Below are 26,071 nucleotides of genomic sequence, written 5' to 3'. Positions count from 1 at the left end.
GGAGGGCAAGGGGGCCGCCATCACCGGGAGCGATCGTGTCTGATCCCGTTGCGTCTCCGCTTCGCGCCAAGCGCGTGGTTCGCATGGTCGTTCTGGCGGTGCTCGCACTGCTGGCCCTGCCTTATCTGCTCACCGTTCTCTATGCGGCCGGAGGTCAGCCGGGCTCGACCCTGATGCTGGGGCGCTGGCTCACCGGCGCCCCGGTGAGCCGGAGCTGGATCGATATCGAGACGATCTCTCCGGCGCTGCCGCGCTCCGTGGTGGCCGCCGAAGACGCCAAGTTCTGTAGTCATCGCGGCATCGATTGGGATGCGGTGCGCGATGTCCTCGACGACGACAGCACCAGCCGCGGCGGCTCGACCATCACCCAGCAGGTGGCGAAGAACCTGTTCCTGTGGCCGGGCCGCAGCGTGATCCGCAAGGCGCTGGAGGCGCCGCTGGCGTTATGGATCGATCTGGTGATGTCGAAGCGTCGGATCCTCGAAATCTACCTCAACATCGCCGAGTGGGGGCCGGACGGCCAGTTCGGCGCGATGGCCGGCGCCGACTACGCCTTCGGCCGCTCCGCGGCTCAATTGTCGGCCAAAGAGGCAGCATTGCTGGCGGCGATTTTGCCGAACCCGCGGATTCGCAGCGCCAAGGCGCCTGGTCGCGGCGTGCGGCGGCTTGCCGCGACCTACGTCGCCCGCGCCCGCTCGGCCGAGCTGCGGCAGTGCTGGCAGCAAAATCGCGAATCCTGACCGCGGGTTGGGGCGAAATTTGCCGATCCGTTGCCCTAGCATTCCGGTCCGGCTTCCGTTATAAGCCCGGCCTTACGCATTTCGCCTGCGCGCAAGCGGGCCGTCCCAGTGTGGACGCCGACACCGATTTCGCCAGGGAACCTCCGTCAAGGATTATCGATATGGCCGTTCCGAGAAGAAAAACTTCGCCCTCGCGGCGTGGCATGCGTCGGTCTGCGGACGCGCTGAAGCGTCCGACCTATGCCGAGGACAAGGACTCTGGCGAACTGCGCCGTCCGCATCATCTCGATCTCAAGACCGGGATGTACAAGGGCCGTCAGGTGCTGAAGAAAAAGGATTCCTGAGCGCTCCGCTCGGGTCCTGTCGGCGCGGCACGCCCGCGTGTTCGGTGAACACGCCGCCGCCGCGCCAGATCTTACGGGATGGACGCGATCGTCGGCCGCACGGATGCGGCGCTCGGTGCGAACGCGTTCCGGCACGGCTGAAGTCGTGAGAAGTCCTGATTTCGTGCCAAGTGTTGCGTTAGCGAGTTGACGTCCGCGTCCGGACGATCGCAGGGACGCATCTGTTTGTCGTGAACCACAGGCTTCACCGATGTCGATTATCGGTTTCCCGCTGCTGCTGATCCCCGTCGCGATCTGCAACATCATCGTCTTCCTGATGCCGGGGCTGGGGTTCGACGCGGCGCTGGCTCGCGTGGCGCTGCCCTCCGGGGCGACCTGGACGATCGCGCTCGGCGACGTGCTGATGGCGCTCGGCGTTCTGCTGCTGTTGCCCGAGGTGATGAAGGCGGCGCGGCCCGGCGCCAAATATCTCACCGATCATCTGCTGTCGCTTCTGGTGCTCGGCGGAACCGTGGCGGAATTCGTGATGCTGCCGCAGTTCGCCAACCAGACGGTGTTCGTGCTGGCGATGTTGGCGCTGGTCGATTTCCTGAGCGGCGTTGCGCTGCGCAGCCGGCACCAGAGTGCGGCAAGGGCCGGTCAGCCGGCGAAGCGTCGCGGCAAGGCCGTTCAACCGATCGCTCTGCCGGAAGACACGACGGAAGCGCCTGCGCCCGCGCTGCCGGCTAGCGAACTGTCGCCCCAAACCGCAGAGCCGACCTCGGCCGCGACGACCGCGGCCTCGATCGCCGAAGCGGTTCTGCTCGATCGCCCCGAGCCGGTGAAGGCCGCCGGGTCGCAGGCCGTCGCCGAATTGGCGAAGGCAGAGGAAAAGTCGCCAGCGCGTTGAGAGACGTCGACCGGGGGCGATCAGGACATTCGCTGGGTGCGAAGGCCAGACGACGGTGCCGCGTAGGCGTGACCGCCGGTCGAGCGGTAGGCGGCGTTGGCTTGTCCGGGCTCGGCGCGATTGCAGTCCCGGGTCTGCGGATAGCCGCCGTCGATCGCCATCAATTGTGCCACGAAGTTCGAGGATGGCCGAACCTGACGGTCGGTGTAGCGGGTTCGCATCGGCGGCGGCGTCACCGGGACCGGCAGAGGCTCGATCAGCTCGGCCTCGGCGCAATCCGGCTCCGCTGAGGCGCCGTGGAGATCGCTTCCGTCCTCGATCCAGACCTTTGCCATAATCGCACCCACGTTCACTTGTCTCGTTTCGGGACGGGTTGCCCTGTCCTGACGGCGTCGTCGCAAGTCGTGTGCCGGAAGGCTTGCCTAGTAGTATGCCGAGGCCGGGGCTTCCGTTCCTGTCCCGAAATCGGAATTGGTTTCCAATTTCTTAATATTATCGACCTAGCGTGTGGAGGGTCGGCCGACCTATCCTGCACAGGAGAATCACCTGACAGCGTCCCGAAACGAGGCAGTCGTGTCGTCCGCCGCTCCTGCGCCCCGCCCGTCGACCGCGCAGACCGCGACCGCGTCTGATCCGTCGCTGCTGTCGCTGCTCGGCCAAGCCACCTTTGTCTGGGATCTCGCTTCGGATGCGCTGAACTGGACCGGCCGGATCGCCGAGCTGTTTCAGGATATTCCGGCCGAAACGCTGGCCACCGGCGCGAGCTATGCGGCGATGCTGGAGCCGTCCCGTGCCGTCCGGTCCGAAGCGCTGCTCAACGCCGCCGCCGCGGCCGGGCCCGGCTGCGTACCGTACCGGATTGAATACGGCATCCGCGCCTCGACCTCGGCGCCGGTATGCTGGATCGAGGAGACCGGGGTCTGGTTCGCAGGCCTGGATGGCCGGCCGGCGCGGGTCGAGGGCATCGTCCGCATCAACAACGAGCGTCACGCCCGCGACGAGCAGCTCCTCAAACTGTCGCAACATGATCCGCTCACCGGTGAACTCAACCGCACCCATCTGATCGCCGCGCTGGCAGAGGCGATCGAGGAGGCGTCACGGTTTCGCACCAGCCTGTCGTTCATGCTGGTCGGTCTCGACCATCTGTCGCGCGTCAACGATTCGTTCGGCTTCGACGTTGCCGACGAGGTGATTTCGACCATCTCCGGCCGGATCCGCAGCCGGCTGCGGTCCGGCGATCAGCTCGGCCGGTTCTCTGGCAACAAATTCGGTCTGGTGCTGAAGAACTGCACGGTCGACGACGCCCATATCGCGGCCGAGCGGTTTCTCGCCGGGGTTCGCGACGAAATCGTGCCGACCAAGTCGGGCCCGGTGTCGATCACCGCCTCGATCGGCGCGGTGAGTGCGCCGCGCCACGCCCGCACGGCGGATGAAGCCATCAACCGTGCCCAAGAGGCATTGGCCGCCGCCAAGCATCGGCGCAGCGGTTCGTTCTCGATGTGGCGCCCGAATGTCGAGCGCGACACCCAGCGCCGGGTCAACATCCGGGTCACCGACAAGATCGTCACCGCGCTGAACGAGCGTCGCATCGTGCTGGCCTACGAGCCGGTGGTCGCGGCGGCGTCGCGGGCGCCGGCATTCCACGAATGCCTGGTGCGGATGAAGACCGACGACGGCCAGGTGCTGCTTGCGCCCGACATCGTGCCGGTGGCCGAGCGGCTCGGGCTGATCCGTCTCGTCGATCATCGCGTGCTCGAACTGGTGGTGGCCGAACTCGCCGCAGCGCCGGGCGTGACCCTCAGTCTCAACATCTCGCCCGACACCACGATCGATGCCGATTGGTGGGCCGGAATCGAATCCTTGATGCTGGCGCATCCCGGCATCGCCGAACGGTTGATCGTCGAGATCACCGAGACGGTGGCGATCCCCGACCTCGATGAGGTGCGCGGCTTCGTCAACCGGCTGAAGACGCTCGGCGCCAAGATCGCGATCGACGATTTCGGCGCCGGCTACACCTCGTTCCGCAATCTGCGCGCGCTCGGCGTCGACATCGTCAAGATCGACGGCGCCTTCGTGCAGAACATCGTGCGCTCGGCCGACGACCGCGCTTTCGTGCAGACGCTGATCGATCTGGCGCGCCGGCTCGGTATCAAGACCGTGGCCGAATGGGTGCAGGACGAAGACTCCGCGCAGCTCCTGTGCGACTGGGGCTGCGATTACATTCAAGGCCGGCTGATCGGCCTGGCGTCGCAGCAGCGGCCGTGGCCGCTCGCCGCCGGGGCGGCGGCTGCGAGCGCCCTCGGTCAAGGCGCTCAGTAAGATGGCCGGGACGAGCCCGGCCGTCACGACAGCGGTGAACGAACCTCGCGACTAACGAAATGATCACTGCGCCTGAACCAATTATCGCTCAGGCTCCGAGAAGCTCGGTAAAGCCGGGCGGCCCGAAGGAGGAGCAGCCGTAGCGGCTGCGGCGCATGGCTGGAGACTGCGCTTCGCGCATCCTCACCACGAGGTTCTGCCTGTGGTGAGCGAGTGCGTCGAAGCGCGGCCGAGATTCCATCAACGCAGAACCGCTCTATTCGTCCTTCTTCGGCTGCTCGAGCGACATCCGCTCCAGCCGGTCCTGCATCTCTTTCATCTGCCGACGCAGATCGTCGATGCTGTCCGCGCTGCCGCTCGTTTCTGCCGGTGCATCGTCGGGCGATTCGTGGCCCGGGTTGCGCGGCACGAACATCGAGAAGGTCTGCTGAAACAGCTCCATGTTGCGGCGGACGGTTTCCTCCAGCGGGGCGAACGGCGTCATGCTGAAGGTCGACGCCATCTGCTTGCGGAATTTTTCCTGCTCGCGCGTCAGCGAATCGATCGATTGCTCCAGATACTTCGGCACCACCATCTGCATGCTGTCGCCGTAGAAGCGGATGAGTTGCCGAAGGAAGGTGGTCGGCAGAAGATTCTGCCCGGCCTTGTTCTCTTGCTCGAAGATGATCTGCGCGAGCACGCTGCGGGTGATGTCGTCGCCGGTCTTGGCGTCGTAGACGAGGAAATCCTCACCGTTCTTCACCATCGCGGCGAGATCTTCGAGGGTCACGTAAGTACTGGTGCCGGTGTTGTAGAGTCGCCGGTTCGCGTATTTTTTGATCGTGGTCGGTTGGTCTGATTTCGCCATGTCACCCACACACACGGAGGATAAGGAACCCGCCGCCTCCCGACAGCAGGCTGAGACGCAATGCAATAAAGTAAGCACTTTCAATGCACCTCGGCTACCGTTTTGTGCGTTGCCGCCGGCCAGGGTGAATTTAGCGCCATCGCAGCACCAAGATGCGTGTGCCGGATTGACACGCCGCCGCCGGCTTCACAGGATGTGCGCCGACACCGGCACGCCAACCCAGGCCCCGCCGTCCAAGAGCCCGTCAAAAACCCAAGCCCAGGAGATGTCCATGTCGGACGATGTCGTCATCGTCAGCGCTGCTCGCACCGCTGTCGGAAGTTTCAACGGCGCCTTCGCCACCACCCCGGCGCACGAGCTCGGCGCTGTCGCGATCAAAGCCGCGCTGGAGCGCGGCGGCATCGATCCGGCGCAGGTTTCTGAAGTGATCATGGGGCAGATCTTGACGGCCGGCCAGGGCCAGAACCCGGCGCGGCAGGCGTCGATCGCTGCCGGTATTCCGGTCGAAAGCCCGGCGTGGGGCATCAACCAGCTTTGCGGGTCGGGTCTTCGCTCGGTCGCGCTCGGCTACCAGGCGCTGATGAATGGTGACTCCGACATCGTCGTTGCGGGCGGTCAGGAATCGATGAGCATGGCGCCGCATGCGCAATATTTGCGCGGCGGCGTGAAAATGGGCGCGGTCGAACTGGTCGACACCATGCTCAAGGACGGCCTGTGGGATGCCTTCAACGGTTACCACATGGGCAACACCGCCGAGAACGTTGCGCGGCAGTGGCAGATCACGCGCGCTCAGCAGGACGAATTCGCCGTCGCTTCGCAGCAGAAGGCCGAAGCTGCGCAGAAGGCCGGCAAGTTCAAGGACGAGATCGCGCCGGTGACGATCAAGACCCGCAAGGGCGACATCGTGGTCGACACCGACGAGTATCCGCGCCACGGCGCCACGATCGAAGCCATGGCCAAGCTGAAGCCGGCGTTCGAGAAGGACGGCACCGTGACGGCCGGTTCTGCTTCGGGCATCAACGACGGCGCCGCTGCGGTGGTGCTGATGACCGCCAAGCAGGCCGAGAAGCTCGGCAAGAAGCCGCTGGCCCGAATCGTGTCGTGGGGCCAGGCCGGCGTCGATCCGAAGATCATGGGTAGCGGTCCGATTCCGGCGTCGCGTGCGGCGCTGAAGAAGGCCGGCTGGTCGGTCGGCGATCTCGATCTGATCGAAGCCAACGAAGCCTTCGCGGCGCAGGCCTGTGCGGTGAACAAGGATCTCGGCTGGGATACTTCTAAGGTTAACGTCAATGGTGGTGCGATCGCGATCGGTCATCCGATCGGTGCGTCGGGCGCGCGCGTCCTTGTGACGCTGTTGCACGAGATGCAGAAGCGCGATTCGAAGAAAGGTCTTGCCACGCTTTGCATCGGCGGTGGCATGGGCATTGCGATGTGCCTCGCGCGCGATTGATCGCGCGTGTCGCGACGATGTCGCGATACACGGACTGATCAGTTGCAGTGCAAGAACGATTGTTCAAACGCCCGGCAGATTGCCGGGCGTTTTTGCTTGATGTTCACGAGCGGCCATCCTTTTATTCGAAAAGACACAATCGCGTTCTAGACAAAAAAGGAATTGTGGGAGGAGTTTTGCAATGGCGCGGGTGGCGTTGGTGACGGGGGGAACGCGTGGAATCGGTGCAGCAATCAGCAAGGCGTTGAAGGCGGCGGGCAATGAGGTTGCTGCGTCTTATGCCGGCAACGATTCGGCCGCGGAGAAGTTCAAGAACGAGACGGGTATTCCGGTATTTAAATGGGACGTGAGTTCGTTCGATGCCTGCGCCGAGGGCGTCAAGAAGGTCGAGGCCGAACTCGGGCCGGTCGACATTCTGGTCAACAATGCCGGCATCACCCGCGACGGCGCCTTTCACAAGATGACGCTCGAGCAATGGAATGCGGTGATCAACACCAATCTCGGCTCGCTGTTCAACATGACTCGGCAGGTGATCGAAGGCATGCGTGCGCGCAAGTTCGGCCGCATCGTCAACATCTCGTCGATCAACGGTCAGAAGGGACAGTTCGGCCAGGTCAACTATTCGGCCGCGAAGGCCGGCGACATCGGTTTCACCAAAGCGCTGGCGCTGGAGAATGCCCGCGGCGGCATCACGGTGAATGCGATCTGTCCCGGCTACATCAACACCGAGATGGTGCAGGCGGTGCCGAAGGACGTGCTGGAAAAAGCGATCCTGCCGCTGATCCCGTGCAACCGGCTCGGCGAAGCCGAGGAAATCGCGCGCGCGGTGGTGTTCCTCGCCGGCGACGAGGCCGGCTACATCACCGGATCGACCCTGACCATCAACGGCGGTCAATACATGGTGTGAGGCGCGGTGCGTTGGCCGTGGTCGTGCGGGGCGATTGCGGCGGCGTCGCGATGTGCCGTAGCTGCGGAGCGCTGCAGTGACGCCGCGCGTCGCCACGCTGATCGGGCTGTCGGCGATCCTGATGTGGTCGCTGCTCGCGGTGATGACGGTCGCGACCGGCACCATTCCGCCATTCCAGCTCGCCGCGATGACGTTTGCGATCGGTGCGGCTGCCGCAGCGGTGGGATGGATCGCGCGGCCGCAGGCGGTGCGCGCGTTGCGCCAGCCGCCGCTGGTGTGGGCGGTCGGTGTCGGCGGTCTGTTCGGCTATCACGCGCTGTATTTCGTTGCGCTGCGGCTGGCGCCGCCGGCCGAGGCGGGGCTGCTGAACTATCTGTGGCCGCTGCTGATCGTGCTGTTCTCGTCGCTGCTGCCGGGCGAGCGGCTGATGCCGCATCACCTGGCCGGTGCGCTGCTGGGGCTCGCCGGTACCGTGCTGCTGTTCACCGGCAACGGCGCGGCGCTCGAGCGGGCCTATCTGCCGGGTCTCGCCGCCGCTTTCGTCGCGGCTTTCGTTTGGGCGAGCTATTCGGTGCTGTCGCGCCGGCTGAGTGCGGTGCCGACCGATGCGGTTGCCGGTTTCTGCTTCGTCACTGCGCTGCTCGCCGCGGCGGTCCATGTGCTGATCGAAGCGACGGCGTGGCCGGAAACTGCCCTGCAATGGGTCGCGATCGTGGCGCTCGGCATCGGTCCGGTGGGGGCTGCGTTCTATGCCTGGGATATCGGCATGAAGCGCGGCGACATTCGCGTGCTCGGGGCTGCGTCCTACGCCACGCCGCTGCTGTCGACCGCCTTTCTGATCGTCGCCGGCTATGCCCGGCCGACCGCGACGCTCGCGGTGGCGGCGCTGCTGATCGCCGGCGGCGGATTGCTGGCAGCCAAGGACATGCTGAAACGCGGCTGAGGGTGCTTGCGCCGGAACGGTAGAGTTTGCCGGGAGCCTATTGCTCGAGCACCATCCGGCCGTCCGCATAGGCGAACCGCTTCAGCCGCGACAGATACGACAGACCGAGCAGATTTTCCGACAGCGCCTCGTCGGGTAGCACCAGCGCATCGACGTCGCGCACGATCAGTCCGCCGATGTCGAGCATCGCGATCCGGGCGCGCGCGGCTTTGACCTGGCCGTTCGCCGTCGACACCTGCGTGGTGTAGTCGCCGCGCGACGGACGCAGGCCGAACCGTGCCGCCGAGCTCTCGTTCAACGCCACCGCAGATGCGCCGGTGTCGACCATGAAGGTCAGCCGCTGCCCGTCGATTCGTCCGTCGGTGCGGAAATGGCCGCGCGGATCGCGGGCGATGCTGAGGTTGCGGCGACCGCCGTCGGAGGCGGCCAACATGCCGATGGTGCCGGGGGGCGCGGCGTGCGCCTGCGCCGGGGCCGGAGCGATCCGGTCGGCGATTTGGGCCATCACGGTGCCGAGCACCACGAGAGCCGCGGCGAAAATCAAAATGCTACGCATGACGCCTACTCACACCGTCCGTCACCGCGCCGATTGGATCACGCGCGGATGCCGAGCGCGACCGAGGCGCCCGATGCATCAGGCTGTTTTTAGCCAAAACGGTGAGCGAAGGATTAATGCCGGCGCCGGCTCAGGTGCCTTTCGGCTTGGCTCGGCGGGTCGGCGGCGCCGAGGCCGGGTCTTCCGGCCATGGATGGCGCGGATAGCGGCCGCGCAGATCGGTCCGCACGCCGGCGTAAGAGCCGCGCCAGAAGCCGGGCAGGTCGCGCGTGACCTGCACCGGGCGATGCGCCGGCGAAAGCAGCTCCAGCACGAGCGGCACCGCGCCGCCGGCGACCGAGGGATGGATGGTCAGCCCGAACAATTCCTGCAGCCGCACCGCGATGGTTGGGCCCTGTTCGGCCTCGTAATCGATCGGCAGCTTCGAGCCGGTGGGCGCCTCGAAATGCGTCGGCGCCTCGCGCTCGAGCCGGACGCGCAGGTCCCACGGCAGCAGGTTCATCAGGGCGTCGGACAGGTCGGAAGCGGAAAAATCCTTCAGCCCGGTCTTGTCGAACAGCGCAGGCACCAGCCAGTCTTCCCGCGTGTCGGCGAGGGCGGCATCCGACAAATCAGGCCAGGGTTCGCCCTCGGCCTTGCGCAGGAACATCACCCGGCCGCGCCATTGCTGAAGCTGCTTCGACCATGGCAGCCGGTCGAGCCCGGCGGCAATCAAACCATCGGCCAGCACCCGGGCGGTGCCCTCAGACGGCGCCAGCGCCAGCGGCGCTTCGGACAGCGTGATGGCGTGCAGCGCCCGGCGGCGCCGCGCCCGCAGCGTCATCGCGGAGCGGTCGAAACTCACCTCGTCGGCATCGGTGATCTGATCGCCGAAATGCAGCTCGATCTCGGAAAGCGTGATCGGCGCAGCCAGCAGAATCCGTCCCTGCGCCGCAGTACCGGTGAGTTCGCCGACCGCCAGATACGGCGCACGCGCCAGCCCAGAGGTCTGCTCGATCGCGGCGCCGCGGCCGTTGGCGAGCGTGAAGCTGCCATTGCCGCGGTTCTTGGCGACGCGATCGGGGAAGGCGAAAGCGAGGAGGACGCCGGTACTTAGCTCCCCTCCCCCTTGCGGGGAGGGGTCGGGGGTGGGGGTGCTCCGAATCGCAGCCGTGCCCGTTGCCCCCCCACCCCGACCCTCCCCCGCAAGGGGGGAGGGAGAAGACGGGGCTGCGTTTTGCGGCGAAGCGGGTGAAGGCGTGCCGCGATTGTCCGCCTGCCGCGCCCATCGCTCCGTCATCTGCCGCGCGCTCATCGCGCGCTGCGAGCGGTCGCGGCGGAAATTGTCGCGGCGGGCGTCGAGGTCGGCGCTGTCGCCGCCGAGCCCGCGTTCGGTCAGGATCGCGGCGATTTCGGCAGCGTCGTCGGCGCAGCCGTGGCGGGCGGCATCGACGATCATTCGCGCCAGCCGCGGCGGTAGCGCCATCGCCCGCAGGCTGCGGCCCTCGTCGGTGATGCGCCCGTCCGGGTCGAGCGCGCCGAGCTCGCCGAGCAGCTCGCGGGCTTCCTTCAGCGCCGGCTGCGGCGGCGGATCGAGGAAGGCCAGTGACGACGGATCGGCGACGCCCCATTGGGCGAGATCGAGCAGCAGTGACGACAGATCGGCGGACAGGATCTCCGGCTGCGTATAGGGCGGCAGCGATGCGGTCTGCGGCTCGTCCCACAGCCGGTAGCAGACGCCGGGTTCGATGCGGCCGGCACGGCCGCGGCGCTGGTCGACGGCGGCGCGTGATGCCCGCACCGTCTCAAGCCGGGTCAGGCCGAGATCCGGCTCGTAGCGCGGCACCCGCGATAGCCCGCAATCGACCACGATGCGGACGCCTTCTATGGTCAGCGACGTTTCGGCGATCGACGTCGCCAGTACCACCTTGCGCTTGCCCTTGGCTGCCGGCTGGATGGCGCGATCCTGAACCGCGGCGTCGAGCGCGCCGAACAGCGGTACGATCTCGACCGAACGGTCCTGCACCCGCTCGGCCAGCATCGTCTCGGTGCGGCGGATCTCGGCTGCGCCGGGCAGAAACGCCAGCACCGAACCGGGCTCGCCACGCAGTGCCTGTGCGATCGCCTCGGCCATTTGCCGCTCCAGCGGCGCATCGGCCTTCCGGCCGAGATAGCGGGTTTCGACCGGAAATGCCCGGCCGAGACTTTCGACCACCGGCGCATCGCCGAGCAACCGGGCGACGCGGGCGCCGTCGATGGTTGCCGACATCACCAGAATGCGCAGGTCTTCGCGCAGGCCCTGCTGGGCGTCGCGGGCCAGTGCAAGGCCCAGATCGGCGTCGAGCGAACGTTCATGAAACTCGTCGAACAGCACCGCGCCGATGCCGGTCAGTTCCGGATCGTCGAGAATCTGGCGGGTGAAGATGCCTTCGGTGACGACCTCGATCCGGGTCGTACGCGACACCTTGGAGCCGAACCGGACCCGGTAGCCGACCGTCTCGCCGGCGTTCTCACCCAGCGTCCTGGCCATCCGCTCCGCGCTGGCGCGGGCGGCGATCCGCCGCGGCTCCAGCACGATGATCTTTTGGTCCTTCAGCCACGGGGCGTCGAGCAGCGCCAGCGGCACGCGGGTGGTCTTGCCGGCGCCGGGCGGCGCCACCAGCACCGCAGTATTACTCGCCTCGAGCGCGCCGGAGAGATCGTCCAGCGCGTCATCGATCGGAAGCGGAATGTCGAAAGTGCGGGTCAAAAGGCGGCTCGAACGGTGCAGGGCGCGGATGGTTAACAGAAACCATACCCAGCGGCAAAACGGCTCACCGGTGCTCACAATTCCGAAAATGCGGCACATTCGGTGCTGAGGGCAACACTAACGCAACCGATCTGGCGGAAGATGATGCCGTCCGCATCAGACGGGAACAACCATGACGGCGAACGGCACACACGTTCCGCGTATGCACGCCGGCCGGGTCGATTGGGTCGACTACGCCAAGGGCATCTGCATCATCATGGTGGTGATGATGCATTCGGTGCTCGGCGTCGAGGCCGCCGCCGGCCAGATCAGTTTCATGCACTACGTGGTCGAGTTCGCTCGGCCGTTCCGAATGCCCGACTTTTTTCTGATCTCCGGCCTGTTCCTGGCGGTGGTGATCGACCGTGATTGGCGCACCTATCTCGACCGCAAGGTGGTGCATTTCGCCTACTTCTATGTGCTGTGGGTGACGATCCAATTCGCCTTCAAGGCGCCTAGCTTCGCGGCCGAGATCGGCTGGGCGGGGGTCGCCAAACTGTACGCGCTGTCGTTCATCGATCCGTTCGGCACGCTGTGGTTCATCTATCTTTTGCCGATCTTCTTCGTCGTCACCAAGCTGACAAGGCGCGTCCCGTCGCTGCTGGTCTGGGGCATCGCGGCGGTTTTAGAGTCGCTGCACATCTCCACCGGCTGGATGGTGCCCGACGAGTTCTGCAGCAAGTTCTTCTATTTCTATACCGGCTATCTGTTCGCCCGGCAGGTGTTCGCGCTGTCGGACGCGGCGCGCGGGCGGCCGGTGCTGGCACTGGCCGGGCTGGCGTCGTGGGCGGTGATCAACGCCGCGGTCGTATTCCTCGGATGGGCGGACCTGCCGTTGGTGTCGCTGCTGCTCGGGCTCGCCGGTGCCTGCGCCATCATCACGGCGGGCACTCTGCTGGCGGAGAAGCGCTGGCTCGACGGCGTGCGGTTCTGCGGCGAGCATTCGATCGTGATCTATCTGGCGTTCTTTCTGCCGATGGCGATCAGCCGCACGCTGCTGCTGAAGTTCGCACCGTTCCTGGACCTCGGCGTGATCGCGATCCTGGTCAATGTCGCCGGGGTGATCGGCGCGCTGATCGTCTGGAAACTGGCGATGAAGAGCGGCGCGACGTTCCTGTTCGAACGCCCCGACGCGTTCTGGATCGCCCCGCGCAAGAAGGCCGCGCGGCTGCAGCCGGCGGAGTGATCGCCGCTTCGTAACGGGCACCTCCTCATTCTGAGGAGCCGCGCATCGCACGGCGTCTCGAAGGATGGGCCACGATCACCTGACAGCTCATCCTTCGAGACGCGGCCTCACGGCCGCTCCTCAGGATGAGGGGCCGGATTCGGTTATCTGCTCACCGCCAGGCGTCGGCCTGCACCACCGCATCGTCGCGCCAGGCTTCGCGCGCAGCCTTGTTGGCCATCCAGTTCGGCAGGAAGGTCAGCGCTTCGTCGAGAATATGCGGGGTGTGCAGGCCCGGCGAATATTCCAGCGCGCGCTTGAAGTATTCCTTCAGCGCCGGCCGGAAGGTCGGATGCGCGCAGTTCTCGATGATCACCTTGGCGCGCTGCTTCGGCGACAGGCCGCGCAGATCGGCGAGGCCCTGCTCGGTCACGATCACCTGGACGTCGTGCTCTGTATGGTCGACATGCGAGGCCATCGGCACGATGCAGGAGATCTTTCCGCCCTTCGCCGCCGACGGCGTCATGAAGAACGACAGATAGCTGTTGCGGGCGAAGTCGCCGGAGCCGCCGATGCCGTTCATGATGCTGGTGCCCATCACGTGGGTCGAGTTGACGTTGCCGTAGATGTCGGCCTCGATCATGCCGTTCATCGCGATCACGCCGAGCCGCCGGATCACTTCCGGGTGGTTGGAAATCTCCTGCTGTCGCAGCACGATGCGCTCGCGGTAGAAGTCGAGATTACGCAGGAATTCGTCGTAACCGTCCGGCGACAGCGACAGTGCGGTCGCCGACGCATGGGTCAGCTTGCCCTTGCGCAACAGGTGAAGCATGCCGTCCTGCAGCACTTCGGTGTAGGCGGTGAGGTTGTCGAACGGGCCGTCTTCGAGGCCGGCCATCACCGCATTGGCGACGTTGCCGACGCCCGATTGCAGCGGCAGCAGATTGTGCGGCAGCCGGCCCTTCTTTACCTCGTGGCCGAGAAAATCCAGGATGTGCCCGGCGATCGCCTGCGAGGTGTCGTCTGGCGGCGAGAACGCCGAGTTGCGGTCGGGCAGGTTGGTCTCGACGATGGCGACGATTTTGGCCGGATCGCAGCGCAGATACTGTTCGCCGATCCGGTCGCCGGACGCGAGGATCGGGATCGGCTTGCGGTTCGGCGGCAATTGAGTGCCGTAGTACACGTCGTGCATGCCTTCGAGGCGGATATCCTGCCAGGCGTTGACTTCGAGGATCACCTTGTCGGCGAGGTCGAGCCAGGTCTTGTTGTTTCCGATCGACGATGACGGGATCAGGCTGCCGTCCTCGCGGATGCCGGCGACCTCGACCACCGCGATGTCGAGCTTGCCGAGGAAGCCGAACCAGGCGTGCTGCGCGACGTGCGACAGATGGATGTCGATGTACTCCATCCGCCCGGCATTGATGCGCTTGCGGCAGGTCGGATCGGATTGATACGGCAGCCGCATCTCGATGCCGTCGACCTTGGCGAGCGCACCATCGAGCTCGGGCGCCGTCGAGGCACCGGTCCAGACGCTGACCTTGAACTTCTGTCCGCGCGCGTGATGCGCATTGATGCGCTCGGCAAGCGCCAGCGGCAGCAGCTTGGGATAGCCGGCGCCGGTGAAGCCGCTCATGCCGACATGCGCGCCGGACGGAATCAGCGCGGCAGCGTCGGTTGCGGTCATGACCTTGGAACGGAGGGAGGGAGCAAGGATGCGGTCGGCGTTGACCATCAACGGCTCTTTCTTGCTAGGAGCGGCGGGAAAATGATGCGATTCGTCTAGTCGCTGGGCGGTAGAGAGCCCATGCAACCAATGGCGAAGGAGGTATGCGGCCCGCGCCGCCAGCCTCGTCCCGGCCGCATCCGATTGCGTCACCGCGATCGGATCGTAGCGCCAGATGATTGATTTCTCAACGAATCCAAGGAGCAACCGGCAGGATCGCACATCTGCTTGCGGGCGATCGCCGGACGGGGGTGTCCGGCATGCTGGTTTTGCAGGGCAGGGTCGCGATTATTCCGTCTCACGGTACGGGCGGCGGGTCGGGTGGTTCATGCCTCGAGTGCTTCGCCGGCGTCCCCGAAAAACGAAAACCTCCGGCAGGGCATTGCCGGAGGTTTTCTGGAGGTTGTCCATGAAGGAAACCGAAATCTCTTTCCTCTCCTTCGGGCCACCGACGGTCACCCGCTGACCCTGAACGGAAGTATATGAGAATTTTTCCTGACTACAACAGGTAATTTACTCAGTGAATTGGGTGCGACGATCGCGAATCCGAGGCCGCGCAGCTCCGCTGCTGCCGCAGTTTCGGGCGATGCCGATTGTTACCATGTGAGGCATGCGATCTGCTGCATCGTTCGGTCGGAGCCGCGGATCCGTCAGTCCGTTGCGCCCTCAACCAGCACTCCGAAATGAAAACCCCGGCGGTTGCCCGCCGGGGTTGATCAGATACTCGCTTACGAAGCGAGGATCAGAAGTTGCGCTGAACGCGGAGGTTGCCGCTCCAGACGCCCTGGTCCTTGAACTCGTAGAACGCGGCCGGCTTGGTTCCGGCGGCGGTCAGCGGCAGGATGCCCGAGGACGCCTGATCGAGATAGGTGTACATCACTTCGCCCGACAGGGTCAGACCCTTGACCGGAGTCCATCGGGTGACGGTACCGACCTGCGCGATCGCGAAGTCCGGGTTGCAGGTGAAGCCGGCCACATTGGCGCCGAGACCTGTGCAGATCAGAGCGGTCGCAGTGCCGTTGTAGTCGAGCTTGGTGTAGGCGCCGAACAGCGAGGTCGACCAGTTCGGGTTCCAGTTGTGGTTGAACGCACCACGGACGCCCCACGCAGAGGTCTTCTCGATGCCGGTGCCGTTCAGGTTGTTGGTGCCGGCGAACACGCCGTCGGCCGCAACGCCGAACGCGACGCTCTGGTAGGTGCCCGGCACCGAGTTGTTGCCGTAGATTCCGAACGAGTTCGGGCTCACGCCGCCGAGCACGTAACGAGTCGCGCCGTTCGAGTAGGTCGCCGTGATGTTGATGCTGTCGCCGGGGCCGGTCGGCAGGTTCTTGAGCGACAGAGCGCCCTGGACCGCGTAGCCCCAAGTGTCGCTCGGATGACCCGAGGTCTCGAGAGCCTGGTTGTAGTAGCTGGCGCGAACCTGATGCGCGGCGGCCGAAACCTGGAACAGACCCCAGGCCTGATCGACGCGGATCTTGCCGACGATGTCGGGGATCGAGGTGCCGGCGTAGGAGTTGGTGCCGTAGGCCAGGAAGGTCGAGGCGCCGGAGGTGTTGTACAGCGCCGACTGCAGGTAGGACGACTGATCTTCCAGCGAGATCGAGGCCGACACGCCGTTGCCGAATTCCGCGGTGTACGAAACCTGGTTGATGCCGGTGACGTCGTCGTAGCCGCCGAGCAGGAACGAGGTGTTGTTGCCCGGATAGCCGGTCCACGGCGTATCGAACTGCGACACCGCCTTACCGAAGGTGAAGCCGGCGAACTGGATGAACGCGTAGTACACGCCGAGCGAACCGTTGGCGATCGTATCGCTGCCGGTGGTCCAGTTGAAGGTCGCATCGAAGAAGGTGCGGACCACGCCGTACTCGGTCGCGGTGCGGGTATCGATGTTGATGTCCTGGCGAGACCGGAAGATGTAGTCGTTGGTAAGCCGGTTCTTCTGGCCGGAATTGCCGTTCCACGCCGGCATGTTATAGCCGCCGCCGCCACCGATCGTCACGTCGGCGCGCAGATAGCCGCCGAGCTTGATGCAGGTGTCGGTGCCCGGGATGTAGTAGAAGCCGGCGCCGTAGATCGAGCAGACCTTCACGTATTCGACGGCTTTCGCCTTCAACGGCAGGTCAGCGGCCTGGGCGCCGCCGACGGCGATCACCGCCGCAGCCGTTCCCAGTGCCAGTTGCTTGATGATGTTCATTGCAACCCTCCAAGGTCAACAAAGTGGATGGAGCCGGTTCCTGCGGGGCGTTTGCCCGAGGTGGCCCTGTGACGCGAAGTTCGCCGGCGCCGCGGCGCGACAGACCTCTCGACGGGACGACTTGTGTTGCCCCACCCCGTCTGCCGCGGATCATGGTTGATTTCATCACGTTAGCAAATTCATTTATCTACTCAGCAATATGATTGCCGTCCTACGTTGCATTTGTGCAACAAGTTCATGGCAGCGCACAATTCGAGAGGAATTCCAGATCGTCGGGTGTTGCATGGGAAGCCCAGCGGTGTGCCGACGCGCCGCACGTGCGCACGCCGCGGCGATGCCCCGAGCCTGAGCTGGGGCACCGGGCCGGGCGGGGCTTCTGCCGTTTTGGCCCGACGGCCCGGGCGTTTCGCGGCTCATGGCCGAACTATGGGTTTTTTACGGCCGGCGCGCGGATTCGGGGCCGGCGCTTCGAGCGAAGCTGATGTCGGCTCGCATGAAGAAGGCAAGCCGAAACAGAGAATTACAGCGCGGCCTCCGGTTCTTTCGAAGCCCTGCTGGTCCAGGATGACGTGGCCGGCCCGGCGACAGCCGAACTCCGGAGCTGGTCCGTGTTTTGGACACGTTTCTTCATCAGACAATGTGTCCAAGAGGCTCGAAAACGCTCTATATGTCTGGATATGTCGGGTGTCGCCGGGCCGGAGACTGGCCGCTCCGGAGCGCGCGACACGCCGGGATGTATATGATCGATTGAGCAATCGGTGTACACTGGCGCACTGGTTGCACGAACAGCTATGCACGAGCAGCGGCGCTCGTGCGGGATGCGTACCGAACAATGCAGACGAAGAGCAAAGCCGAAAGCCGCACGTCGCGGAATTTGGCGATCGATCCCGATATCGCCAGGCGGTTCGCGGCGACTGTGGCCAGCGTTGCGGTCTTTCTGGACGACATCAGGCAGTTCAGGGCGAAGGCGATGGGCATCAGCGGACCGCAGTTCGCGCTGTTGATGGCGGTGATGGATCTCGAGCAGGGTGACGGCGTCTCGGTTCGGCACGTCGCCAAGGCGGTTCACGTCGATCCCTCGTTCATCACCACGCAGTCGAAGCTACTGGAGAAGAAGGGGCTGATCCGACGGCAGGTCGACGACCACGACGCACGGGTGGTGAAGCTCTCGCTGTCCGACAAGGCCTACAAGCAGATCGCAGGCCTGGCGCACGATGAGCGGGATCTGAACAGCTTCATCTACGAACAGATCGGCGGCGACGGTCTCGAGCGTTTGACTTCGCAGCTTGCCGATCTGAAGGCGCGGCTCGAAAAGGCGACCGTCAAGCTCGCCAGCGGCCTATAGCCGCGAGCCGAGGCGGCGAATGCCGGCTTCCGCGCAGTCGGCCGCGAGGCGCCCGGCGAGCCAGTCGAACACGAAGTCCGCCACCAGGATCGGGTCGTAGCCGCCGACGCTCCAGGGCGCGTTGCCGTTTTCGCCGAACACCTTCAGCAGAATGTCCCGGTTGCCCGGATGGTGCTCGGCCAACAGGTCGCGGGCGTGGGCCGGCTCGATGCCGTCGCCCGCCAGCAGCGGCACCAGCAGCGGACAGGCGACCGCCGGCGCGCGGGCACAACCGTGCATCATACCGAGCGCGGCGCCACGAGCGCCGGTCTGCCGCGCTTCCCAAAGATCCCACAGCCCGCCATCACAGACGGCGGCTGCGGCCCGGCCGTCGAGCGCAACGCCGCAGGCGACCACCGAGGACGGGCTGCCGTCACCAATGACGGCGATCCGCGCCGGATCGACGCCGCGGGTGTCGATCAAGTAGTCGAGGATCGCGGCGATTCCCGTCTCCGCCCGGATTCGGCCCAGCGACTGATCGTCGCCCGAGCCGGGCAAGCCGACGCACAGCAGGGCCATTCCGCGCTCGCGGGCGGAGCGCAGCACCAGCGAGAGAAGCTCCTCCTTGGTACGCCGGGTTTCGGCAATGCACACCACCACCGGCGCTGGGACGCCGCCGCGCGCCGCGATCGGCAGGTAGACCCCTTCGAGCGAACGATGCTCGAGCCACGGGATCGTGACCCTCTCGCCCCGCGGGTCCAGATTCTCCAGATAGTGGTGAAGGCAGGTGCGCGCCAGAAAACCCAGCGTCGGCTCTGCGCCGTCGGGACAGCTTTCGATCGCCGCGGCCATGAAGTAGTTCGCCGCGTGCAGCCAGCTCTTCTGAGCCTTGGCGTGATTGCCGGATCGGCGCGCCTGCTCGGCGCGGTGCAGGTGCGATCGTGCCAGGTCGTCCCAAGTGCGCCGCCAGCCAGGCCCGCCGCTGGAGCGGATCCGACCCGCCGCCGCTACACATTCGGAAAAGGTGACGCCGTCGCTCTGCGCGACGCACAGCAATCTGCTGAATTCGGCACTGTACTCGTGGTGGTCGAGCAGCCCTCGAACGTCGCGATGATCCTGAATGCCGTTGTCCAGCCGCAAGACCGCCAGCCCCCTTCCTGATTCTCCCGATCGACTTCGTTTAACTACTAAGCTGATTCAATAACGGAACCGCCGCCGAGTGTCACTCGCGAATAAGTCCGATCAGCGGAAGTTGCATGGTGCGTCGCACGCCGGATGCTGCAGCGCAGGTTGCGCCGCGCGCGGGCCGCGCCGCCAAATTGGTGCCCCTGGCCGGGATCGAACCAGCACTCCTTGCGGAACTCGATTTTGAGTCGAGCGCGTCTACCAGTTCCGCCACAGGGGCCCGCGCGGCTTTGGTGTTCCGGCCGCGAAGCGCGCGGACTATAGCGCCCCGGGAATCGGGGTCAACCCGACACCGGGCGCGATGCCGCCACACCACTGTTTGATCGGATGGCGTCTCGACAGCGCCTCGGCCGCGCGATACGACCCCGCCGCATCCTGGAGACCGACGTGACCGCCGATCCGATCAACCATCGAGGCATCGCTTCCGAGCCGGGCCGTCCGGCGCGGATCGCCGGAGGCGTGGCGTTGACGGTGGTCGTCGTCGCGCTCGTCGCGCTTGCCGCCGGCTGGTTCGCCCAGCTTGTGCTGGAAATGGCGCCGTGCAAACTCTGTCTGGAGCAGCGCTACGCCTATTATCTCGACATCCCGATCGGCCTTCTGGTGGCGTTCGCCGCTTGGCGCGGTGCGCCGGTCTGGCTGCTGGCGTCGGGGCTGGCGGTGCTGGGGTTGATGGCGTTCGGCAATGCCGGGCTGGCCGCCTATCACGCCGGCGTGGAATGGCAATTCTGGGCGGGGCCGTCGGATTGTTCGGGGCCGATCCTCGACCTCAGCAAAGCCGGCGGCCTGCTGGCCCAGCTCGACACGGTCAAGGTGGTGCGCTGTGACGAGGTGCAGTGGCGGTTCCTCGGCCTGTCCTTCGCCGGCTACAACGTGCTGATGTCCCTGGCGCTCGCCGGACTCTGCGGCTGGGGCCTCGCGCGGATCCGTCGCTGAGCAGGCCGCACGCGAGCGCCAAACCCCGCTAGCGCTCGGGGAACCAAACTCCATCCGGCGCGTTGTCAGGTGTCGTCACTCAGGCGGTTGGTACGAAAGCTCATCACAGCTTTCGTGTATGGCTGACAACTTGCGCCCCGTGACCGCTCCAGAATCGACAGCTACATGCCTACCGAACAGAGGCCGGTTTATCCGACAGCCTCCGATATCTCGCACGATTATCTCCAAGACGAACTTCCCTACCGTCGGCGTCAGCAAGCTCTCTTGCGCGAATTCGGAACGGCCGCGCTTCAGACGCGCGATTTTCAGCAGATTCTGCAGCAGGCGGCCAATCTCAGCGCGCGTGGCCTGGGATGCGCCTACGCAAAGGTTCTTGAATACGATCCGGGCGGAAAGCGTCTGGTGGTGCGTGCCGGGATCGGCTGGCCCGCCGGCACGATAGATCACGTGTCGCTCGGCGCCGACATCGAGTCGCCCGCCGGCTACGCGTTCCAGACAGGGCAGTCGGTTATTTCCAATCATCTGCAGAAAGAGACGCGTTTCCGGACGCCGAAACTTTTGGCCGACCACGGCATCCGGCGTGCCATCAACGTGCTGATCCGACGGGGCGGCGAGGGCAACACGCCGTTCGGGATTCTCGAGGCCGACAGTCCCGATCCGGGGCAGTTCGACGATGCCGATGCAGATTTTCTCGCCGGCTTCGCCGGTCTGCTCGGCATTGCCATCGAACGCCAGCATGCCGATGCCAAGCTTCAGGCCGCGCTCGACCACGAGGCTTTGCTGACGCGCGAGATGAGCCATCGGGTAAAGAACAGCCTGACGTCGGTGGTCGGCCTGCTCCGCGTCCAGGCCCGCAGCTCGGACTCGGCCGACGTCAAAAGCGCGCTGGAAAATGCAGCCATGCGCGTCGCCTCGATCGCGGAGGTGCACGATCATCTCTGGCGGGGCAGCAAGGTCGGCTTCGTCGATCTATCCGATTTCGTCGGCCATCTTTGCAAGAATCTGCAGAATTCAGCGCCGGAACATACGCTTCAATCCCGGTCCGACCCGATCATCCTGTCCGCCGACAAGGCGATTCCACTGGGTCTGCTGGTCAACGAGCTGGTCACGAACGCCGTCAAATATGCCTATGTCGACGGGCCGGGAGTGATCCGGATGGACGCCCGCGAGATCAACGGCCACCTGCTCGTCGAGATTTCCGATGAAGGCGCCGGTCTGCCCGACGGATTCGACATCAATCAGCCGCGCAAGAGCCTCGGCTTCCGGGTCATCATCGGCCTGGTGCGGCAATTGATGGGCGAACTCACGATCTCGAAGAACATCCCCCAGGGTGCGCTCTTCACAATCAAATTTCCACTCGACCCGCCGTGAGGAACACGTGATGCGCGAACGCACTTTACTTCCGAGGCCGAGCCATCCGCCAATTCTTGTGAGTCCCCATTTGATGCCTTTTAGCCCACCCAGAATCCGCATTCTCGTCGTCGAAGATGAAACGTTCATTCGTATGGACGTAGTCGAGATGTTGATCGAGGCGGGGTTCGACGTCGTGGAAGCGGTCAGCGCGGACGAAGGCATCCGCACGCTCGAGCGCGATCCCGATATCCGGCTGATGTTCACCGACATCGATATGCCAGGCGCCATGAACGGGCTGAAACTCGCCGCCGCGGTTCGGGAACGGTGGCCGCCGATCAGGATCATCGCGACGTCGGGACAGTTCAAGCTGCAGGATGGGGATCTCCCGCCGGACGCGCGGTTCTTCGTCAAACCCTGTCAACCGGCGCAGATCATCGACGCCATTCGCGAGCTGACCGGCGGTACTTGACGCCCCGCCGCCTCGCCGGATCTCGGCCGCGCGCTGCGCAGCCTCCGCTGCCATGCCCGAAGCTCGGGCTAGAAAGAACGGCTCTCCATGACGATCGGACGAATAATGATGGCGGCTGCGATGTTCAGCGCCGTCGGCATGACGCAAGCGCTGGCCGAGTGCGAACTCGCGGATGCCCGGCTGGAGGAAGCAATCCAGAACAATCCGCGACTTCGGGGGCCGGCGAATAGTCAGTCGGTCCGCGATCTGAGGAGTCTGCGCGACGCCGCCCTGACGCTTCGGTCCTATGGCCGCCACGAAGACTGCGAGCGTCTCCTCGCCAATATTCGCGAACTCATCGCCGGACCGCCGATGGGATCGCTGGGCGACAATGACGAGGAGCAGGCCGATATTCAAAATGCCGCACGCGAGCCGAAGGTCCGACACGGTGCGCCGTTGGGCAGCCGTGACAAGAAGGGCGCCAAACCGCTGGTCCGGATCGACCAGCTGACGCCCGGATTGCGAACTGATCAGATGATCGGGGCGGAAGTCCGCAGCGCCGACGACAAGATCGTCGGCGAGGTCCGCAACATCGTGTTCGGCACCAAGGACGGCCGGGACTACGCGATCGTCGCGTCGGGCGGTTTCTTCACCACCGGCAAGGACAGCATCGTCGTCCCGATCAAGTCACTCAAGGTGACGCAGGATCGATTGAGCTTCTTCCTGCCAATAGCCAAGGACGTCATGCAGAAGGTGCCGCTGATGCCCGATCAGGACTACAACTGGCTCTCCGATCAAGCTTGGCGCACCCGCAACGACGCATTCTTTGCTACGCCCTGAGCGGTCGTGTCGCTGTGCTGAACCCGGCGCCGGCGCTGATCGTCAGTCGTCGACGTCGTCCGGACTGCGCCCGAACCAGTGCACGATCCCGGGCGTCACGATCGAGACGTAAATGAAGCGCGACAGATGATGCGCGCCGACGAACACCGGGTCGATGTGCAGGGTCAGCGCCAGCGCCATCATCGCGTCCATCGCGCCTGGCGAGAACGCCACCACCAGGTCGTTCAACTTGACCGGCGTGGTCAGCATGATGGCGACCACGAACACCGCCGAAATTGCGATCGCGACCGCGAACGATCCGAGCGCCGCCCCGATATAGCTGACGATGGTGCGCGGCTTGATCGCGCCGAATCGCGCACCGATCAGCGTCCCGATCCCGACCAGGGCTGCCAGATAGGCCCATTCCGGCAGGGTGCCTTCGACCCAGCCGGTGCCGTGCAGCACCGACGAGCCGAGCATCGCGCCGAACATCCAACTCGCCGGGAAGTTCACCAGCCGCAACAGGAAGGCGACGCCGACCGCGACCGCGATCAGGATCGCCAGAACCAGCGGGGTCGCTTCGGGTCCGCGCGACGGCAGCGCGCCGTGGCCGGCCATGCCGATCAGCGCCAGCACCATCGGCACCGCGCTGGTCAGAATGATCACCCTCATGACCTGGACGACGGCGATCCCCGGCACGTCGGCTTTGCGCTCGGTGGCCAGCATGATGATCTGAGACAGCGCGCCGGGACTGCCGGCGAGCAGCGCCGAGGTCCGGTCCCAGCCGTGGACCCGCTGCAGGTAGATGCTGCTGCCGAAGGTGGCGCAGAGCGTCGCCACCGCGAGCAGCCCGATCGTCACCGGATAGGAGGAGAGATTGTGCACCATGGCGGGCGACACCACCGAACCGAGCGAGACGCCGAGCGCCATCAGCACGATGTGCGACAGCGGCGGCGGCAGCCCCATCTTGCGGCCAGCCAGACCGGCGGCGCCGACCGCGATCATCGCGCCGGTGATCAGGCCGCCCGGAAGCTGCGCCCAATAGAACAGCGCACCGCCGGCACAGCCGATCGCGATGGTCTCGACGACATGGAGGGTGGTGGGCAGCCAGCTCGTGGCGGCCGGCGCTGAATCTGTAGGCACGTGATCTTATTGCAAATCAATATACCGTCGGCAATTGCGCCCGGCGCGCGGCGCCATGCCGGCGACGCCTGCGCTGATCGCCCCGGAGTCACTGGTAATCGGATCGCAATTGTAAGTTGTAAGTCGCGAGATACAATGCCGCCGGTTGGCACACCAGGGAGACGGGACATGAGGGTTCTGAAGTACGAGACCGGTGCGGCGCTGCTGACGGCCGCGGCTCTATTGACATGGTCCGCCGCAACGCCCGCACAGGCGATGACCGCGCAGGAGTGCAGCGCCAAGTATCAGGCCGCCAAGGCCGACGGGACCTTGGACGGGCAGGGCTGGAACGACTTCCGCAAGGCACATTGCGGGGCGGCAGCGGCGAGCGGCGACAGCGCGGCGGCGGAGGCCAAGCCGTCAGACGCCAAGCCGGCAAACGCAAAGCCAGAAACAAAGCCGGATGCCAAATCTGATGCGAAATCCGGTGCAAAGCCCGAGAGCAAATCCAGAGCCAAGGCCGCCGCCGCGCCCGCGGTGCAGCAGGGCCCCGCCGTGTATCCCACCGCGATCGACGCCAAGTTTGCCCAGGAGAAGCCCACGCGCGCGAGGCTCCACACCTGCGCCCAGCAATGGAAGGCCAACAAGGCGGCCAACACCACCGGCGGTCTGCGCTGGATCCAGAAGGGCGGCGGTTACTGGAGCGAGTGCAACAAGCGTCTGAAGGGCTGATCAAGGATCGGCCGGCAACGTCGCGGCCCGACCGCTACCGCCTGATGGCGACGGTACTGGCCGCATGGCAGCCGCTCTGCTGTTGCGATTGACAGGTTCCGGCGGAGTCCGCATCGGTGCGCGCGATTTTTCCGCGTGAGGGAACCTATGATCGCCAGTATCGGCCTGATCCTGCTGTGCCAGCTCGCCGGAGAAGTGATCGCCCGCGGGCTCGGTCTGCCGCTGCCGAGCCCCGTGCTCGGATTGTTGCTGCTGTTCGTCCTGTTGGTCGCGCGCGACTACATCAAGCCGCTGGCGCGCGGACCGCTCGGTAACGGCGGGGTGGAGGAGGCGTCCAAGGGCATGCTGGCGCATCTGTCGCTGTTGTTCGTCCCGGCGGGGGTGGGGGTGATCCAGCAGCTCGACATGATCACCGCCCACGGCGTCGCGATCATGCTGGTGCTGGCCGGCTCGGTGCTGATCACCCTGGTGGTCACGGTGGTGACGTTCGTGGTCGTGGCGCGGCTGCTGTCGATGTGGGTGCCGCGATGAACGCCGATCCGTTCTCGCTGTGGGTGTATCTGTCGCAGACCCCGCTGCTGTGGCTGACCGTGACATTGCTGGTCTATGCGGCGACCGATGCGGTGTCGCAGGCGACCGGGCGCAATCCGCTGGTCAATCCGGTTCTGCACGCGATGTGGATCATCGGCGTGTTCCTGTGGGCGACCGGAACCTCCTACACCACCTATTTCGGCGGCGCGCAGTTCGTGCATTTCCTGCTCGGCCCCGCCACCGTGGCGCTGGCGGTGCCGCTGTACGAGAACCGCAAGCTGGTACTGGCCGCGATCCTTCCGATGGCGCTGGCGCTGGTCGTCGGCTGCGTCACCGCGATCGTCTCGGTGGTCTGGCTGGCGCAGCTCGCCGGGCTGCCCGAAACCGTGGTGCTGTCGCTGGCGCCGAAATCGGTCACTGCGGGCGTCGCGATGGGTATCAGCGAATCGCTGCGCGGCGATCCGTCGCTGACCGCGGTCGCCGTGATCCTGACCGGCATTCTCGGCGCCATCATCGTCTCGCCGCTGATGAACCGGCTCGGGATACGTGACTACCGGGCTCGTGGCTTCGCGGTCGGTTTGGCTTCGCACGGCATCGGCACCGCGCGAGCGTTCCAGGTCGATGCCATCGCGGGCGTGTTCGCCGGCATCGCGATGAGCCTGAACGCCCTGATCACCGCGCTGCTGGTCCCGGTCCTGGTCACTCTGCTGGTGCGCTGAGCTCGGCGCGCGCCGTCGCCGCAGTGTGATTTGCCGTCGTCACAACCGCCGCGTTACGCTT

Annotated in this window: 24 protein-coding genes and 1 tRNA gene; 16 read left to right on the top strand and 9 right to left on the bottom strand. The window is 65.4% G+C overall.

Annotated features, from left to right (window positions below; all coding sequences use genetic code 11):
• The first annotated feature begins 35 nt into the window (after window positions 1-35).
• From mtgA to FLL57_RS19985, 3 genes are all read left to right on the top strand, one after another.
• On the top strand, window positions 36-740 hold the full coding sequence (gene mtgA / locus FLL57_RS19995; RefSeq protein WP_013500392.1) for a monofunctional biosynthetic peptidoglycan transglycosylase: 705 nt from the start codon (window positions 36-38) through the stop codon (window positions 738-740).
• A 161-nt stretch (window positions 741-901) separates the two neighbouring features.
• Complete coding sequence (gene rpmF / locus FLL57_RS19990) at window positions 902-1,084, top strand: 50S ribosomal protein L32 (protein ID WP_013500393.1); 183 nt, start codon at window positions 902-904, stop codon at window positions 1,082-1,084.
• Between the two features lie 250 nt (window positions 1,085-1,334).
• Window positions 1,335-1,973, top strand: coding sequence for a hypothetical protein (locus FLL57_RS19985; RefSeq protein WP_047308902.1), 639 nt, complete (start codon window positions 1,335-1,337; stop codon window positions 1,971-1,973).
• Between the two features lie 20 nt (window positions 1,974-1,993).
• Here FLL57_RS19985 and FLL57_RS19980 read toward each other — a convergent pair whose 3' ends face one another.
• Complete coding sequence (locus FLL57_RS19980; protein ID WP_142883829.1) at window positions 1,994-2,308, bottom strand: hypothetical protein; 315 nt, start codon at window positions 2,306-2,308, stop codon at window positions 1,994-1,996.
• A gap of 238 nt (window positions 2,309-2,546) precedes the next feature.
• On the opposite strand from FLL57_RS19980, the gene FLL57_RS19975 reads away from it, so the two are divergent.
• Window positions 2,547-4,292 carry a bifunctional diguanylate cyclase/phosphodiesterase gene (locus tag FLL57_RS19975; protein ID WP_142883828.1) on the top strand — a complete coding sequence of 582 codons (1,746 nt, stop codon included), beginning with the start codon at window positions 2,547-2,549 and terminating at the stop codon, window positions 4,290-4,292.
• A gap of 256 nt (window positions 4,293-4,548) precedes the next feature.
• Here the strand turns inward: FLL57_RS19975 and phaR are convergent, their stop codons facing one another.
• The gene (phaR, locus tag FLL57_RS19970) at window positions 4,549-5,139 is read right to left on the bottom strand and encodes a polyhydroxyalkanoate synthesis repressor PhaR (RefSeq protein ID WP_013500397.1); all 591 of its coding nucleotides are present in this window, start codon (window positions 5,137-5,139) and stop codon (window positions 4,549-4,551) included.
• A gap of 271 nt (window positions 5,140-5,410) precedes the next feature.
• Between phaR and FLL57_RS19965 the strand changes: the two genes are divergently transcribed.
• The 3 genes from FLL57_RS19965 (at window position 5,411) to yddG (ending at window position 8,439) form a co-directional block, all read left to right on the top strand.
• Window positions 5,411-6,589, top strand: a complete 1,179-nt coding sequence (locus FLL57_RS19965) for an acetyl-CoA C-acetyltransferase (RefSeq protein WP_013500398.1) — start codon at window positions 5,411-5,413, stop codon at window positions 6,587-6,589.
• Window positions 6,590-6,770: 181 nt separating this feature from the next.
• Window positions 6,771-7,496 (top strand): acetoacetyl-CoA reductase, encoded by a 726-nt coding sequence (gene phbB, locus FLL57_RS19960; protein WP_013500399.1) that lies wholly within the window; start codon window positions 6,771-6,773, stop codon window positions 7,494-7,496.
• Between the two features lie 76 nt (window positions 7,497-7,572).
• Window positions 7,573-8,439: an aromatic amino acid exporter YddG gene (yddG, locus tag FLL57_RS19955; RefSeq protein WP_142883827.1), complete on the top strand. Its 867-nt coding sequence runs from the start codon at window positions 7,573-7,575 to the stop codon at window positions 8,437-8,439.
• Window positions 8,440-8,476: 37 nt separating this feature from the next.
• Here yddG and FLL57_RS19950 read toward each other — a convergent pair whose 3' ends face one another.
• Both FLL57_RS19950 and hrpB read right to left on the bottom strand, forming a co-directional pair.
• Window positions 8,477-8,995 (bottom strand): TIGR02281 family clan AA aspartic protease, encoded by a 519-nt coding sequence (locus tag FLL57_RS19950; protein WP_047308905.1) that lies wholly within the window; start codon window positions 8,993-8,995, stop codon window positions 8,477-8,479.
• Window positions 8,996-9,125: 130 nt separating this feature from the next.
• Window positions 9,126-11,723: an ATP-dependent helicase HrpB gene (hrpB, locus tag FLL57_RS19945; protein WP_142883826.1), complete on the bottom strand. Its 2,598-nt coding sequence runs from the start codon at window positions 11,721-11,723 to the stop codon at window positions 9,126-9,128.
• A 172-nt stretch (window positions 11,724-11,895) separates the two neighbouring features.
• Between hrpB and FLL57_RS19940 the strand changes: the two genes are divergently transcribed.
• Window positions 11,896-12,948, top strand: coding sequence for an acyltransferase family protein (locus FLL57_RS19940; protein WP_142883825.1), 1,053 nt, complete (start codon window positions 11,896-11,898; stop codon window positions 12,946-12,948).
• 151 nt (window positions 12,949-13,099) lie between these two features.
• Here FLL57_RS19940 and FLL57_RS19935 read toward each other — a convergent pair whose 3' ends face one another.
• Together FLL57_RS19935 and FLL57_RS19930 are read right to left on the bottom strand one after the other, a co-directional pair.
• A complete protein-coding gene (locus tag FLL57_RS19935) occupies window positions 13,100-14,659 on the bottom strand; it encodes an acetyl-CoA hydrolase/transferase family protein (RefSeq protein ID WP_047308489.1) in 1,560 nt (519 codons plus the stop codon).
• 733 nt (window positions 14,660-15,392) lie between these two features.
• Window positions 15,393-16,844 carry a porin gene (locus FLL57_RS19930; protein ID WP_142883824.1) on the bottom strand — a complete coding sequence of 484 codons (1,452 nt, stop codon included), beginning with the start codon at window positions 16,842-16,844 and terminating at the stop codon, window positions 15,393-15,395.
• A gap of 832 nt (window positions 16,845-17,676) precedes the next feature.
• Between FLL57_RS19930 and FLL57_RS19925 the strand changes: the two genes are divergently transcribed.
• On the top strand, window positions 17,677-18,189 hold the full coding sequence (locus FLL57_RS19925) for a MarR family winged helix-turn-helix transcriptional regulator (RefSeq protein ID WP_142883823.1): 513 nt from the start codon (window positions 17,677-17,679) through the stop codon (window positions 18,187-18,189).
• Here the strand turns inward: FLL57_RS19925 and FLL57_RS19920 are convergent.
• A complete protein-coding gene (locus FLL57_RS19920; protein WP_235677175.1) occupies window positions 18,184-19,224 on the bottom strand; it encodes an alpha/beta hydrolase family protein in 1,041 nt (346 codons plus the stop codon). The genes FLL57_RS19925 and FLL57_RS19920 overlap by 6 nt on opposite strands.
• A 264-nt stretch (window positions 19,225-19,488) precedes the next feature.
• Window positions 19,489-19,573 (bottom strand) — tRNA-Leu (locus tag FLL57_RS19915).
• Window positions 19,574-19,740: 167 nt separating this feature from the next.
• Between FLL57_RS19915 and FLL57_RS19910 the strand changes: the two genes are divergently transcribed.
• The 4 genes from FLL57_RS19910 to FLL57_RS19895 all read left to right on the top strand — a co-directional run bounded on the left by FLL57_RS19910 (window position 19,741) and on the right by FLL57_RS19895 (window position 22,927).
• Window positions 19,741-20,286, top strand: coding sequence for a disulfide bond formation protein B (locus FLL57_RS19910; protein WP_013500417.1), 546 nt, complete (start codon window positions 19,741-19,743; stop codon window positions 20,284-20,286).
• 165 nt (window positions 20,287-20,451) lie between these two features.
• On the top strand, window positions 20,452-21,657 hold the full coding sequence (locus tag FLL57_RS19905; RefSeq protein WP_013500418.1) for a sensor histidine kinase: 1,206 nt from the start codon (window positions 20,452-20,454) through the stop codon (window positions 21,655-21,657).
• Between the two features lie 73 nt (window positions 21,658-21,730).
• The gene (locus FLL57_RS19900; RefSeq protein WP_013500419.1) at window positions 21,731-22,108 is read left to right on the top strand and encodes a response regulator; all 378 of its coding nucleotides are present in this window, start codon (window positions 21,731-21,733) and stop codon (window positions 22,106-22,108) included.
• A gap of 87 nt (window positions 22,109-22,195) precedes the next feature.
• On the top strand, window positions 22,196-22,927 hold the full coding sequence (locus FLL57_RS19895; protein ID WP_142883821.1) for a PRC-barrel domain-containing protein: 732 nt from the start codon (window positions 22,196-22,198) through the stop codon (window positions 22,925-22,927).
• A gap of 42 nt (window positions 22,928-22,969) precedes the next feature.
• On the opposite strand, the gene FLL57_RS19890 is transcribed toward FLL57_RS19895, so the two are convergent.
• On the bottom strand, window positions 22,970-24,049 hold the full coding sequence (locus FLL57_RS19890) for an AbrB family transcriptional regulator (protein ID WP_142883820.1): 1,080 nt from the start codon (window positions 24,047-24,049) through the stop codon (window positions 22,970-22,972).
• A 168-nt stretch (window positions 24,050-24,217) separates the two neighbouring features.
• Between FLL57_RS19890 and FLL57_RS19885 the strand changes: the two genes are divergently transcribed.
• The 3 genes from FLL57_RS19885 (at window position 24,218) to FLL57_RS19875 (ending at window position 26,010) form a co-directional block, all read left to right on the top strand.
• On the top strand, window positions 24,218-24,760 hold the full coding sequence (locus FLL57_RS19885) for a hypothetical protein (protein WP_142883819.1): 543 nt from the start codon (window positions 24,218-24,220) through the stop codon (window positions 24,758-24,760).
• A 147-nt stretch (window positions 24,761-24,907) separates the two neighbouring features.
• Window positions 24,908-25,291 carry a CidA/LrgA family protein gene (locus FLL57_RS19880; RefSeq protein ID WP_013500423.1) on the top strand — a complete coding sequence of 128 codons (384 nt, stop codon included), beginning with the start codon at window positions 24,908-24,910 and terminating at the stop codon, window positions 25,289-25,291.
• A complete protein-coding gene (locus FLL57_RS19875; RefSeq protein WP_142883817.1) occupies window positions 25,288-26,010 on the top strand; it encodes an LrgB family protein in 723 nt (240 codons plus the stop codon). Before FLL57_RS19880 ends, FLL57_RS19875 begins: the two co-directional genes overlap by 4 nt.
• Window positions 26,011-26,071 lie beyond the last annotated feature (61 nt).

This window comes from Rhodopseudomonas palustris (genome assembly GCF_007005445.1).
Taxonomy (GTDB): Bacteria; Pseudomonadota; Alphaproteobacteria; order Rhizobiales; family Xanthobacteraceae; genus Rhodopseudomonas; species Rhodopseudomonas palustris_G.
The sequence above is the reverse complement of the archived record's forward strand: the minus strand, read 5'-3'. Positions and strand labels throughout refer to the sequence as shown.

Excerpts from the sequence above, each read along its gene's own strand:
- rpmF (WP_013500393.1), top strand. The coding sequence starts at position 902 with ATGGCCGTTCCGAGAAGAAAAACTTCGCCCTCGCGGCGTGGCATGCGT.
- FLL57_RS19895 (WP_142883821.1), top strand. The coding sequence starts at position 22,196 with ATGACGATCGGACGAATAATGATGGCGGCTGCGATGTTCAGCGCCGTC.
- FLL57_RS19935 (WP_047308489.1), bottom strand. The coding sequence starts at position 14,659 with ATGGTCAACGCCGACCGCATCCTTGCTCCCTCCCTCCGTTCCAAGGTC.
- FLL57_RS19965 (WP_013500398.1), top strand. The coding sequence starts at position 5,411 with ATGTCGGACGATGTCGTCATCGTCAGCGCTGCTCGCACCGCTGTCGGA.
- FLL57_RS19875 (WP_142883817.1), top strand. The coding sequence starts at position 25,288 with ATGAACGCCGATCCGTTCTCGCTGTGGGTGTATCTGTCGCAGACCCCG.
- FLL57_RS19985 (WP_047308902.1), top strand. The coding sequence starts at position 1,335 with ATGTCGATTATCGGTTTCCCGCTGCTGCTGATCCCCGTCGCGATCTGC.
- FLL57_RS19940 (WP_142883825.1), top strand. The coding sequence starts at position 11,896 with ATGACGGCGAACGGCACACACGTTCCGCGTATGCACGCCGGCCGGGTC.
- FLL57_RS19950 (WP_047308905.1), bottom strand. The coding sequence starts at position 8,995 with ATGCGTAGCATTTTGATTTTCGCCGCGGCTCTCGTGGTGCTCGGCACC.
- FLL57_RS19980 (WP_142883829.1), bottom strand. The coding sequence starts at position 2,308 with ATGGCAAAGGTCTGGATCGAGGACGGAAGCGATCTCCACGGCGCCTCA.
- FLL57_RS19900 (WP_013500419.1), top strand. The coding sequence starts at position 21,731 with ATGCCTTTTAGCCCACCCAGAATCCGCATTCTCGTCGTCGAAGATGAA.
- FLL57_RS19880 (WP_013500423.1), top strand. The coding sequence starts at position 24,908 with ATGATCGCCAGTATCGGCCTGATCCTGCTGTGCCAGCTCGCCGGAGAA.
- phaR (WP_013500397.1), bottom strand. The coding sequence starts at position 5,139 with ATGGCGAAATCAGACCAACCGACCACGATCAAAAAATACGCGAACCGG.
- phbB (WP_013500399.1), top strand. The coding sequence starts at position 6,771 with ATGGCGCGGGTGGCGTTGGTGACGGGGGGAACGCGTGGAATCGGTGCA.
- FLL57_RS19930 (WP_142883824.1), bottom strand. The coding sequence starts at position 16,844 with ATGAACATCATCAAGCAACTGGCACTGGGAACGGCTGCGGCGGTGATC.
- FLL57_RS19885 (WP_142883819.1), top strand. The coding sequence starts at position 24,218 with ATGAGGGTTCTGAAGTACGAGACCGGTGCGGCGCTGCTGACGGCCGCG.
- FLL57_RS19905 (WP_013500418.1), top strand. The coding sequence starts at position 20,452 with ATGCCTACCGAACAGAGGCCGGTTTATCCGACAGCCTCCGATATCTCG.
- FLL57_RS19925 (WP_142883823.1), top strand. The coding sequence starts at position 17,677 with ATGCAGACGAAGAGCAAAGCCGAAAGCCGCACGTCGCGGAATTTGGCG.